7 protein-coding genes are annotated in these 12,408 nt (G+C 75.4%); all 7 read left to right on the top strand.

All coding sequences use genetic code 11. The annotated features are described in order from the left end of the window. The coding region (locus tag ABT247_RS14945) for a phosphopantetheine-binding protein (RefSeq protein ID WP_350742739.1) at positions 1-753 on the top strand (753 nt) is incomplete at its 5' end. Next, positions 750-8,294, top strand: coding sequence for a non-ribosomal peptide synthetase (locus tag ABT247_RS14950; RefSeq protein WP_350742741.1), 7,545 nt, complete (start codon positions 750-752; stop codon positions 8,292-8,294). The genes ABT247_RS14945 and ABT247_RS14950, both read left to right, overlap by 4 nt. Positions 8,295-8,299: 5 nt before the next feature. Continuing rightward, positions 8,300-8,503 carry an MbtH family protein gene (locus tag ABT247_RS14955; protein ID WP_350742743.1) on the top strand — a complete coding sequence of 68 codons (204 nt, stop codon included), beginning with the start codon at positions 8,300-8,302 and terminating at the stop codon, positions 8,501-8,503. A 374-nt stretch (positions 8,504-8,877) separates the two neighbouring features. Continuing rightward, positions 8,878-9,126: an acyl carrier protein gene (locus ABT247_RS14960; RefSeq protein ID WP_350742745.1), complete on the top strand. Its 249-nt coding sequence runs from the start codon at positions 8,878-8,880 to the stop codon at positions 9,124-9,126. A gap of 46 nt (positions 9,127-9,172) precedes the next feature. Continuing rightward, on the top strand, positions 9,173-10,441 hold the full coding sequence (locus tag ABT247_RS14965; RefSeq protein ID WP_350742747.1) for a beta-ketoacyl-[acyl-carrier-protein] synthase family protein: 1,269 nt from the start codon (positions 9,173-9,175) through the stop codon (positions 10,439-10,441). A gap of 2 nt (positions 10,442-10,443) precedes the next feature. Continuing rightward, positions 10,444-11,664: a beta-ketoacyl synthase N-terminal-like domain-containing protein gene (locus tag ABT247_RS14970; RefSeq protein WP_350742749.1), complete on the top strand. Its 1,221-nt coding sequence runs from the start codon at positions 10,444-10,446 to the stop codon at positions 11,662-11,664. Beyond that, a complete protein-coding gene (gene fabG, locus ABT247_RS14975; protein WP_350742751.1) occupies positions 11,661-12,389 on the top strand; it encodes a 3-oxoacyl-ACP reductase FabG in 729 nt (242 codons plus the stop codon). The genes ABT247_RS14970 and fabG overlap by 4 nt, the downstream gene beginning before the upstream one ends. Positions 12,390-12,408: the final 19 nt, after the last annotated feature.

Raw genomic sequence — 12,408 nt, forward strand, 5'->3', positions numbered from 1 at the left:
GCCACCACCTTCACCGCCGACCCCTTCGCCGGACCCGGCACCCGCATGTACCGCACCGGCGACCGCGTCATCCAACGCCCCGACGGCCAACTCGAGTTCATCGAACGCCGCGACCACCAGATCAAGATCCGCGGCCGCCGCGTCGAAACCGGCGAGATCGAAGCCGTCATCCGCACCCTCGACACCGTCACCGACGCCGCCGTCACCGTCCTGCCCGACGCCTCCGGCAACCCCCGCCTCACCGGCTACCTCACCGGCCCCCACACCGACCCGAGCCGGGTCCGCGCCGAACTCGCCCAACTGCTGCCCGCCTACATGATCCCCGCGACCTGGATCGTCCTGGACACGATGCCGCTCACCCCCAACGGCAAACTCGACCGCAAGGCCCTCCCCCGCCCCGAGACCACCGAGGACGCGGGCAGCCGGGCACCGCGCACCGAGCGGGAACGGCTGCTGTGCGACGTCCTCGCCGAGGTGCTCGGAACGACGAGCGTGGGGGTCGACGAGGACTTCTTCTCCCTCGGCGGCGACTCCATCCGCTCCATCCAGGTGGTCAGCCGCGCCCGCAAGGCCGGACTCACCCTCACCACCCGGGACGTCTTCACCCACAAGACCGCCGCCGCCCTCGCGCAGATCGCCGAGGAGGCCGGCGCCGAGCCCGCCGCCCCGGCGGTTCCCGAGGGCGGCCTGGTCGAGCTCTCGGACGAAGAACTGGCCGATCTGGAATTCGAGTTCAACGAGGAGCTTTCGTGACGACCGGCCCCGGAACGACCGGCCCGAGAACCGGGTCGAAGATCAGCGAGGTCCTGCCGCTGTCACCGCTCCAGCAGGGCCTGCTGTTCCTGTCCTCGTACGACCGGACCGCGCCCGACCTGTACACCCTCCAGCTGGTCGCCGAGCTGGACGGGCCGGGCGCGGCCGACGGCGAGCAGCTGGCCGCCCGGCTGCGCACCGCCTCGGCCGCCCTGCTGCGCCGCCACCCCAACCTGCGGGCCTGCTTCCGCCACCGCAGGAGCGGCGAGCCCGTGCAGATCGTCCTCAAGGACACCGAGGTCGAGCCGGAGTGGGTGCGGCACGACCTCACCCACCTGCCCGAGGCCGAACGCGAGGAACAGGCCCGGCGGCTGGCCGACGAGGACCGGCTGCGCCGCTTCGACCCGGCCCGGCCACCGCTGATGCGCTTCACGCTGATCCGACTCGGCGAGGGGCGCCACCGCTTCCTCTGGTCGGTGCACCACATCCTCCTGGACGGCTGGTCCTTCCCGCTGGCGGTGAGGGAGTTGGCCCTGCTGGGCGACCCGGCCGGGGCGGCGGCGCTGCCCGAGCCCGCACCCTACCGGTCCTTCCTGACCTGGCTGAACGGCCGCGACACCGGCGCCGCCCGTGCTGCCTGGGCCGAGCTGCTGGCCGGCCTGGAGGGCCCGCTGCGGGTGCTGCCGGAGACCGCGCCCTCCGCCGAACTCCCCTCCGTCGTCAGCCGATCGCTGTCACCCGAGCACACCGCCGCGCTCACCGGCTGGGCGCGCGGACAGGGGCTGACCCTGAACACCGTGGTGCAGGGCTGCTGGGCGCTGCTGCTCGGCGGGCTCACCGGCCGCCAGGACGTGGTGTTCGGCTCGGTCACCTCCGGCCGCCCGGCCGAGGTGCCGGACGTCGAGTCGATGATCGGCCTGTTCGCCAACACCGTGCCCGTCCGGGCCGAACTGCGCCCGGACCGTCGCGCCTCCGAGCTGTTCGCCGCGCTGTCCGCGCAGCAGCTCGCCATGATGCCCCACGAACACCTGCCGCTGGCCGAGGTGCAGGCCGCCTCCGGGCTCCAGGGCGAGCTGTTCGACACCGTGCTCGCCTTCCAGAGCTACCCGATGGACGAGGCCGCGCTGTACCGCGAGTCCGGCGGGACGGTCAGCGCCGCCCGGATCCTCTCGGCCACCCACTACCCGCTCAGCCTGACCGTCTTCCCCGGCGAGCGGCTCGACCTCCACCTCGGCTACCGCGCCTCCGCACTGGCGCGGGCCGAGGCCGGGGCCTCGGCCGAAGCCGCGGCTGCGGCTGGGGCTGCGGCAGGGGCCGGCCTCTCGGCCGGGGCGGAGGCCGAGGCGGAGCGCCTGCTGGCGCGCCTACTGCGGATCCTGGAGCAGGTGGCGGAGGACCCGCACACCCCGCTGGCCCGGCTCGGCGGCCCGGACCCCGCCGAACTGGCCCGCATCCTCGGCGAGTGGAGCGGCGCCCGCGCCCCCGTCCCGTCCGGCGCCGACCGGCACACCACCATCCCCGCCCTGTTCGCCGAGCAGGCCGCCCGCTCCCCGGAGGCCCGCGCGGTCACCGCGCCGGACGCCGAGCTCACCTACCGCGAGCTGGACGAGCGCTCCAGCCGGCTGGCCCACCTGCTGGTCTCGCACGGCGCCGGGCCGGAGTCCTTCGTCGCCGTCGCCCTGCCGCGCGGCGCCGAGCTGGTCGTCGCCGTCCTCGCCGTGCTCAAGGCGGGCGCCGCCTACCTGCCGCTGGAGCCCGCCCACCCGGCCGACCGGATCGGCTACGCCCTGGCCGACGCGCGCCCGACGCTGCTGCTGACCGTCTCCCGGCTGCCGGAGTCCGCCGCGCTGCCGGACCTCCCCGGAGTGCGGCGCATCGAGCTCGACGTGCCGGAGACCGTCGAGGCACTGGCCGCCCGCCCGGCCACCCCGCCCGCCGTCGCGGTCGCCCCCGAGCACCCGGCCTACGTCATCCACACCTCCGGCTCCACCGGCCGCCCCAAGGGCGTCGTGGTGCCGCACCGGAACGTGGTCCGGCTGCTCGACTCCACCGAGCACTGGTTCGGCTTCGGGCCGGACGACGTCTGGACCCTGTTCCACTCGATCGCCTTCGACTTCACGGTCTGGGAGCTGTGGGGCGCCCTGCTGCGCGGCGGCCGGCTGGTGGTCGTCCCGTACGACGTCTCGCGCTCCCCCGACGCCTTCCTGGAGCTGCTCGCCGCCGAGCGGGTGACCGTCCTCAACCAGACCCCCTCCGCCTTCTACCAGCTGATGCGCGCCGACGCCGAGCGTCCGCGCGAACTCGCCCTGCGCACCGTGGTGTTCGGCGGCGAGGCGCTGGACGTCGGCCGGCTCGCCGACTGGTACGCCCGGCACGCCGAGGACGCGCCCCGGCTGGTCAACATGTACGGCATCACCGAGACCACCGTGCACGTCTCCTACCAGGCCCTGGACGCCGCGACGGCCGCCGCCGGGGGCGGCAGCGTGATCGGGCGCGCCATCCCCGACCTGCGGGTCCACCTGCTGGACGGCGCCCTGCGGCCCGTCCCGCCCGGGGTGCCCGGCGAGCTGTACGTCACCGGCCCGGGCCTCGCCCGCGGCTACCTGAACCGGCCCGCGCTGACCGCCGAGCGCTTCGTCGCCTGCCCGTTCGAGGCGGGCGGGGCCCGGATGTACCGCACCGGCGACCTCGGCCGGTGGCGTCCGGACGGCTCGCTGGAGTACCTGGGCCGCGCCGACGAGCAGGTCCAACTGCGCGGGTTCCGGATCGAGCCGGGGGAGATCGCGACCGTCCTCGGGCGGCACCCGCGGGTCGCCGAGGCGGCCGTGGTGGCCCGCGAGGACCGGCCGGGCGACCAGCGGCTGGTCGCCTACGTGGTGCCCGTCCAGCAGCCCGCCGGAGCAGCCGCGCCCGGCCAGGAGCCCGCCGGAGCAGCCGGACTGGGCGCCGAGCTCAGGGCGTTCGCCGCCGAGCGGCTGCCGGAGTACATGGTCCCCGCCGCCGTGGTCGCGCTGCCCGCCCTGCCGCTCACCGCCAACGGCAAGCTCGACCGGCGCGCCCTGCCCGCCCCCGCGTACGCCGTCTCGGCCCGGGCCCCGCGCGGTCCGGAGGAGGAACTGCTCTGCGAGGTCTTCGCCGAGGTCCTGGGGCTGGAGCGGGTCGGCGCCGACGACGAGTTCTTCGCCCTCGGCGGGCACTCCCTGCTGGCCACCCGGATCGTCAACCGGGTCCGGGCCGAACTCGGCGCGGAACTGCAGGTCCGGGACCTCTTCGAGGCCCCCTCCCCGGCCCGCCTCGCCACCCGGCTGAAGGGCGCGGCCGCCGCGCCGCGCCGCGCCCCGCTCACCGCGGGACCCCGGCCGGCGGTGGTCCCGCTGTCGTACGCCCAGCAGCGGCTCTGGTTCGTCGAACGCCTGGGCGCCCCCGGCGGGCTGTACCACATCCCGATGGCCGTCCGGCTCTCCGGGCAGCTCGACACCGCCGCCCTGGCGGCCGCCCTCCAGGACGTGGTGGCCCGGCACGAGGCGCTGCGCACCGTCTTCCCGAGCCGCGCCGCCACCCCGGGCGCCCCCGACAGCGCCACCGCCCCTGACAGCGCCACCGCCCCCGGCGCGACCCCGGGCACCCCCGGCACCGACGAGGGCCCGGCCGAGCAGCGGGTGCTCGCCCCCGCCGAGGCCGCCGTCCCGCTCCCGCTGAGCCCGACCACCGAGACCGAGCTGCCCGCCGCGCTCGCCGCCGAGGCCGCCCGCCCCTTCGACCTGGAGACCGGGCTTCCGGTCCGGGCCCGGCTCTTCGCCCTCGGCCCGCAGGAGCACGTGCTGTCCCTGGTGCTGCACCACATCGCCGCGGACGGCTGGTCGCTCGCCCCGCTGACCCGTGACCTCACCGCCTGCTACCGGGCCCGCCGCGACGGCCACCGCGCCCAACTCCCGCCACTGCCCGTCCAGTACGCCGACTACGCGCTCTGGCAGCGCCGGCTGCTCGGCACCGAGGCCGACCCGGCGAGCGAGCTGTCCCGCCAACTGCGGTACTGGAAGGACCGGTTGCGCGATCTGCCGGAGGAGCTGGCGCTGCCCTTCGACCACCCGCGCGGCAGCCGGGCCGACCACCGCGGCGCGGCGCACCGCACCACCGTGCCGCCGCAGCTCACCGAAGGGCTCCGCCGCTCGGCCGCCGACTGGGCGGTCAGCCCCTTCATGCTGCTGCGCACCGCCCTCGCCGCCCTGCTCACCCGCCTCGGCGCGGGCACCGACATCCCGCTCGGCAGCCCGGTCGCCGGCCGCGCCGACGAACGGCTCGACGAGCTGGTCGGCATGTTCGTCAACACCCTGGTGCTGCGCACCGACACCTCCGGTGACCCGGGCCTGCGCGAACTCGCCGAGCGGGTGCGGGAGTCCGACCTGGCGGCGTACCAGCACCAGGACCTGCCGTTCGAGAAGCTGGTCGAGGTGCTCAACCCCGAGCGCTCGATGGCCCGGCACCCGCTGTTCCAGGTGGTGATCGGCCACCGGCAGGCCGCTCCGCCCGCGGCCGAGGACCCGCGGCTCGGCGTGTCCGAGCAGCCCGTCCCGGTCGGCACCGCCAAGTGGGACCTGTCCTTCCAGTTCACCGAGGGCCCGGACGGCGCCCTCGCCCTCACCGTCGAGTACCGCACCGACCTCTTCGAACCCGGCACCGCCCGCCGGATCACCGACGCCTACCTCCGGCTGCTCGCCGCCGGCCTCGCCGAACCCGCCACCCCGCTCTCCCGGTTGGACCTGATCGCCCCCGAGGAGCAGGCCGACCTGCTCGCCCGCGGCACCCACCGGCTCGGCACCCCGCACAGCACCCTCACCGCCCTGGTCGACCGCCGGATCGCGGCCGCCCCGGAGGCCGTCGCCCTGATCCACGCCGAGCCGTACGGCACCGCGCCGGGCGCCGCCGGGTCCGACACCCCCGGCCCGCTCCGCCGCACCACGTACGGCGAACTGGACGCCGAGGCCAACCGCCTGGCCCGGCTGCTGACCGCCCACGGCACCCGCAAGGGCGAACTGGTCGCCCTGCGGCTGGAGCGCGGCCCGGCCGTGGTGCGCGCCCTGCTGGCGATCGCCCGCGCCGGCGCGGCCTACCTGCCGATCGACCCGTCGTACCCGCCCGAGCGGGTCCGCGACATGCTCGCCGACAGCGGCGCCCGACTGCTGCTCACCCAGCAGTCCCTGGCCGGCTTCGAGCTCCCCGCCGGGGTGCACCCGCTGGTCCTGGACGCGCCGGCGACGCTCACCGCACTCGCCGCCCAGCCCGCGACGGCCCCGGCCGTCACCGTCCACCCCGACGACCTGCTCTACGTCATCTACACCTCCGGCTCCACCGGCAGGCCCAAGGGCGTCGCGGTCTCCCACCGCGCCGCCGTCCGCCTGGTGCTGGGACTGCCCGAGCTGGCACCCACCGCCGAGGACACCTTCCTCCACTTCGCGCCGGTCGCCTTCGACGCCTCCACCTTCGAGATCTGGGGCCCGCTCGCCCACGGCGCCCGGCTGGCGGTCCAGCCGCCCGGGCCGGCCGATCCGCAGGCCCTGGAGGAGTTCCTCACCCGGGCCGGGGTGAGCATCGCCTTCCTCACCACCCAGCTGGTCAACACCATCGCCGACACCCGCCCGCGCGCCCTGGCCCCGCTGCGCGCGCTGCTCACCGGCGGCGAGGCGCACTCCCGCGACCACCTGGACCGGCTGCGGGCCGCGCTGCCCGGCACCACCGTCTTCCACGTGTACGGCCCCACCGAGGTCACCACCTTCGCCACCGGCCAGGACCTCGGCCGCGCCGACGGCACCGTCCCGATCGGCCTGCCGATCGGCGACACCGGCGGGTACGTCCTGGACGAGGCGCTGCGCCCGGTGCCGCGCGGGGTGGTCGGCGAGCTGTACCTGTCCGGCGAGGGCCTGGCCAGGGGCTACCTCAACCGCCCCGGCCTGACCGCCGAGCGCTTCACCGCCGACCCGTACGGGCCGCCCGGCACCCGGATGTACCGCACCGGGGACCTGGTCCGTTGGGACCGGCACGGCCGGATCGAGTACGTCGCGCGCGCCGACCAGCAGGTCAAGATCCACGGCTACCGGATCGAACCGGGCGAGATCGAACGCCTGCTGGCCGCCCACCCCGCCGTCGCCCGGGCCGCCGTGCTGGCCCCCGCCGACGCCACCGGCCAGCGCCGGCTGGTCGCCTACCTGGTCCCCGCCGAGGGCCGGCCGGCGCCCGAACCGGCCGAGCTGCAACGCCACCTGGCCCGCTCGCTGCCGGGCTACATGGTCCCGGACGCCTTCGCCGTGCTGCCCGCGCTGCCGCTGAACGCCAACGGCAAGCTGGACGTCCGGGCGCTGCCCGCCCCCGCCCCGGCGGCCCGCACCCGGCGGGCGCCCAGGACCGAGCCGGAGCGGCTGCTCTGCGCGGCCGTGCAGGAGGTGCTGGGGGTGGAGCGGGTCGGCCCGGACGACTCCTTCTTCGCCCTCGGCGGGGACAGCCTCAAGGCCATCCGCCTCGTCAACGCGGCCACCCGGGCCGGCCTGCCGCTCAGCCTCGGCGCGGTCTTCGAGCACCGCACCGTGGAGGCGCTGGCCGCCGCCTCCGGCCCGGCGGACGGGCCGGGTCTCGACCCGTTCGCCGCCGTCCTGCCGATCCGCCCCACCGGCAGCCGCCCCCCGCTGTTCTGCGTGCACGGCGGCCTCGGCTTCGCACTGCCGTTCGCCGCACTCGCCGAGCACCTCGACCCCGAGCAGCCGGTGTACGGCCTCCAGGCCGACGGCCTCGCGGACGACGGCCCGCTGCCCGGCGGCCTCGGCGAGGTGGCCGAGGAGTACCTCGCGCGGATCCGGGCGATCCAGCCGCACGGCCCGTACCACCTGCTCGGCTGGTCCTACGGCGGGGTCGTCGCGCACGAGATGGCGGTGCGGCTGACCGCCGCCGGCGAGCGGGTGGCCCTGCTGGCCAACCTGGACGCCTACCCCGACGACGCGCGCGGCGTGCGGCCGAGCGACGCGGAGTTCCTCGCCGACTTCCTGGCCGAGGCCGGCGCCGACACGGGCGCCGGTGCCGGAGCGGTCGCCGGCGCCGACACGGCCGCCGGTGCCGGACCGGTTCCCGGTAGCGAACCCGCATCGGACGCCGGTGGAGAAGCGCCGGGGCAGCTCACCCCGCAGAGCGTCGCCGCCCGCCTCGCGCGCGCCGGAGGACCGCTCGCCGGCCTCCGACCGGCCGTGCTGGAACGGCTGCTGGCGGTCATGCGGAACAACCTGGAGCTGTTCCAGCGGTTCACCCCGAACCGCCTCGACGGCTGCCCGATGACGCTGTTCGTCGCGGCCGGCGGCCCCCGCCGGCTCACCGCGGAGGAACGCGCGCTCAAGCTCAAGAGCTGGGCGCCGTACGTCGGTTCCGCCGTCCACGCGTACGACGTGGACAGCGGGCACCAGCAGATGCTGCGACCCGCACCGGCCGCCGCGATCGGCGCCGTCCTCGACCAGCTGCTCGACACCCCACCGATCACCAGTCCTGACGACCTCTGGAGCTGACCACCATGGCGAACCCCTTCGACCGCGAAGACGGCACCTTCCTGGTCCTCGTCAACGACGAGGGACAGCACTCCCTCTGGCCGTCCTTCGCCGCCGTCCCGGCCGGCTGGACGGTCACCCTGGACGCCACCGACCGCGCCACCGCCGTCGCCCACGTCGAGGCCCACTGGACGGACATGCGCCCGCTCAGCCTCCAGCAGCAGGGCTGAGCACCCGGGGGCAGCTGTCCGCCGGGCCCGGAGACCCGCGCCGGGCGGCCCGCTCGACCAGCCGGCTCGAACAGCCCCCGCTCGACCAGCCCGCCCAACGGCCGCCCGCCGGGAATTCCCGTAATCCCCGCCGCCCGGCCCTCCAGACGCCGCCCGCCGTACCCGTGGAGCCCCCGTCCACCGGTACGGCGGGCGGTCGCTTTCGCTCCCGCGGCACCGTCCCACCAGGCCCGGGGCGCCGCGCTCCCGGCCCGCCACCGCCCCCGGACTCCCGTCAGTGAGCGGTCAGTTGGACGTCATCGACCCGTCATCGCCGCTGATTAGTTTTCTCGCCGGAAGCAAATTCCGGGCATCTGGAAAACGGAGGAAACCCCATGACGACGGTTGCGCCGGAGCGCCTCGCCCGAATCCGCGAAATCATCGCCGAGAACATCGACGTGCACACCGAGTTCTCCGACACGGCCTTGTTCGTCGACGAGCTGGGCGCCGACTCGCTCAAGCTCATCGACGTGCTGAGCGCGCTGGAGATGGAGTACTCCATCGTCATCGACATGAACGAGCTCCCGAAGATGGTGAACGTGGAGACCACCTACCAGGTGACCGCGGCCGCCGCCGGCTGGTGACCCGAGGACCCGCGACACCACCGCCGCACACCGCCTAAGGAGTCCCATGTCCACCGCACAGTCACCAGCGGCCCCCCGGTCCGGCACGCCGGCCGGGCGCCGGCGGGTCGTCCTCACCGGCCTCGGGGCGATCTCCAGCATCGGCACGGGCCTCGAGGAGTACACCGCGGGGCTGCGGGCCGGCCGCTCCGGCGCGCGGCCGATCACCCGCTTCGACAGCGAGGGCTTCGGCCAGAACATCGCCTGCGAGGTCCCCGACTTCGAGCCGGAGCGCTGGATCCACCGCGTCCCGCTCGACGACATGGGCCGGGCCGGGCAGTTCGCGGTCGCAGCGGCCCGGATGGCGGTGGACGACGCCGGGCTCACCGAGGCGGACCTCGGCGAGCGCCAGGCCGTGATCAGCGTCGGCACCACCGACGGCGAGTCGCACGACATCGGCCTGCTGGTGGAGCAGGAACTCGCCGCCGGCACTCCGGAGGCGATGGACCCGGTGCTGTCCCGCCGGATCAACGCCGGACGGCTGAGCACCGTGATCGCCCGCGAGCTGCGGATGCCGAACGTGGAGCCGACCACCATCACCACCGCCTGCGCGGCGGGCAACTACTCGATCGGCTACGGCCTGGACGCGATCCGCTCCGGCGAGGTGGACATCGCGCTGTGCGGCGGCGCCGACGCCGTCTGCCGCAAGGCGTTCGCCCTGTTCAAGCGCTTCGGCGCACTCACCCCGGACGTGGTCCGCCCGTTCGACCGGGACCGCCAGGGCATCCTCACCGGCGAGGGCGCGGGCATCCTCGTGCTGGAGAGCCTGGAATCCGCCCTCGCCCGCGGCGCGCACATCTACGCCGAGGTGCTGGGCTACGGCCTCAGCTGCGACGCCGCCCACGCGACCGCGCCCAACCGGGACGGCATCGCCCGCGGCATCCGGCTCGCCCTGGAGGACGCCGGGGTCGAGCGCGACGAGGTCGACTTCATCTCCGCGCACGGCACCGGCACCAAGGCCAACGACAAGACCGAGTCCGCCGCGATCCTGGACGTGTACGGCGACGCCCCGCCGCGCACCGTCGCCGTGAAGTCGATGCTCGGCCACTCGATGGGCGCCGCCAGCGCGCTGGCCGCGATCGCCTGCAGCATCGCCATCGAGCACCAGTTCATCCCGCCGACCATCAACCACCGGGAGACCGACCCGGACTGCCCGCTGGACGTCGTGCCCAACCAGGCCATCGACGCCGAGGTCCGGATCGTGGAGAACAACTCCAGCGCCTTCGCCGGCAACAACGCCATCCTGATCCTGGGCACGTACGGAGAGCGAGTCTGACGATGACGAGACCCCTGAAGAGCTCCCCGGCCGACCGGGCCGCCCTGCCGCCCGACACCCTCGTCATCACCGGCTGGTCGGCCGTCTCGCCGTACGGCCTGACCGGCCGGGCCTTCGCCGCCGGCGTGCGCTCCGGCGCCAAGACCGCCGTCGCGCCGGGCGACGCGTTCGGCCCGCTGCCCTCGCCGGAGGCCTGCGTGGTGCCCGGCTTCGACATCAAGGGCCTGCTCGGCCCGGTCGGCACCGCCAAGATGGACCGGCTCACGGCACTCACCCTGGTCGCCTCCGACGACCTGCTGCAGGACGCCGAGGGCAACCGGTCGGTGCCGACCGACGGCCGCACCGGCGTGGTCCTCGGCATCTCGATGGGCAGCCTGGAGAACGTCACCAACTTCCTCAAGCAGTCGTACACCAACGCGCTGCCCTTCCACGTCGACGCCGGCCGGATCCCGTTCGGCAGCCTCAACCACGCCGCCGGCGCCACCGCGATCCGGCACGGGCTCACCGGCCCCAACACCACCGTCGCGGGCGGGCGGGTCAGCGGACTGCTCGCCCTCAACTACGCCCGCCGGCTGATGGGCCAGGGCCGCGCCACCAAGTACCTGGTCGGCTCGGCCGAGGAGTTCTCCGCCGCGCACGCCTGGATCGAGCACGCCGCCGTCGCGCCCGGGGACCCGGCGCCGCTGCTCGGCGAGGGCTGCGGCCTCCTCGTGGTCGAGCACGCGGGCACCGCCCACCGCCCGGCGCTCGCCGCCGTCCTGGCCGTCGAGACCCGGGTCGACGTCGACGACGACCCGGCGGCGGCCGTCACCGCCTGCGTACGGCGTGCGCTGGCCCGGGCCGGTGCCACCGCCGAGGAGGTGTGGGCCGCCGTTCCCAGCGCCGCGCCCACCGCGGCCGGCCGCGCCGAGCACGAGGCGCTCGCCGCGCTGCTGCCCGCCGAGGCGCTCACCCGGGTGCCGTCCATGGAACTGCTCGGCGACACCGGCGCGGCCGCCGCCACCTTCCAGATCCAGGCGCTGCTCAGCGTCGCCGGGGCCGAGCCGGCCGCGGCGGGCCGCACCGCCCTGGTCACCGCCGTGGACCGGGACGGCGCGGTGGGCTGCGCCGTGCTGCGGCTGCTGGACCCGGCCGACGAGAACCGGCCCGCGACCGAGCCGGGCGCGACGGACCCGAGCGGAAGCGACGCGGACGGGACCGACCCGGACGGAGGGGCCGCGTGATCGCCCTGGTCAGCGGCGGCTCCCGGGGGATCGGCCGGGCCATCGTGCTGCGGCTCGCCCAGGACGGCTACGACGTCGCCTTCTGCTACCACTCCAACGCCGGGGCCGCCGAGCAACTCGTCAAGGAGGCGGGCGAGTTCGGCACCCGGATCAGCGCCACCCGGTGCGACGTGGCGAACGCCGCCGAGGTCCGCGACTGGTTCGCCCGCACCGAGCGCGACCTCGGCCCGGTCGACGCCGCGGTCACCTCGGCCGGCATCACCCGGGACCGCCCGGTGATCCTGATGCCCGAGCAGGACTGGGAGCAGGTGCTGCGCACCAACCTGGACGGCGTCTACCACGTCTGCCGGGCCGCCGCCTTCGCGATGAGCAAGCGCCGCCGCGGCTCGATCGTCAACCTGTCCTCGGTGTCGGGCATCTACGGCAACCTCGGCCAGGCCAACTACGCCGCCTCCAAGGCCGGGATCATCGGCTTCACCAAGTCCCTGGCCAAGGAGTGCGGCCCGCGCGGAGTGCGCGCCAACGTGGTCGCGCCCGGCCTGATCGCCACCGACATGGTCGGCGACATGTCCGACGCGGCGGTGGAGCGGATGCTGAAGAACGTCGCCCTCGGCCGGGCCGGGCAGCCCGAGGAGGTGGCCGACCTGGTCTCCTTCCTGCTCTCCGAGCGGGCCTCGTACATCAGCGGCTCGGTCTTCGAGATCCACGGCGGCGGCACCTTCTGATGGAAGCGGCGCGAACGGG

The organism is Kitasatospora sp. NPDC001539 (genome assembly GCF_040298565.1).
GTDB lineage: Bacteria > Actinomycetota > Actinomycetes > Streptomycetales > Streptomycetaceae > Kitasatospora.

Coding starts and splice junctions, on each gene's coding strand:
- ABT247_RS14955 (WP_350742743.1), top strand. CDS start 8,300: ATGGCGAACCCCTTCGACCGCGAAGACGGCACCTTCCTGGTCCTCGTC.
- ABT247_RS14960 (WP_350742745.1), top strand. CDS start 8,878: ATGACGACGGTTGCGCCGGAGCGCCTCGCCCGAATCCGCGAAATCATC.
- ABT247_RS14965 (WP_350742747.1), top strand. CDS start 9,173: ATGTCCACCGCACAGTCACCAGCGGCCCCCCGGTCCGGCACGCCGGCC.
- ABT247_RS14970 (WP_350742749.1), top strand. CDS start 10,444: ATGACGAGACCCCTGAAGAGCTCCCCGGCCGACCGGGCCGCCCTGCCG.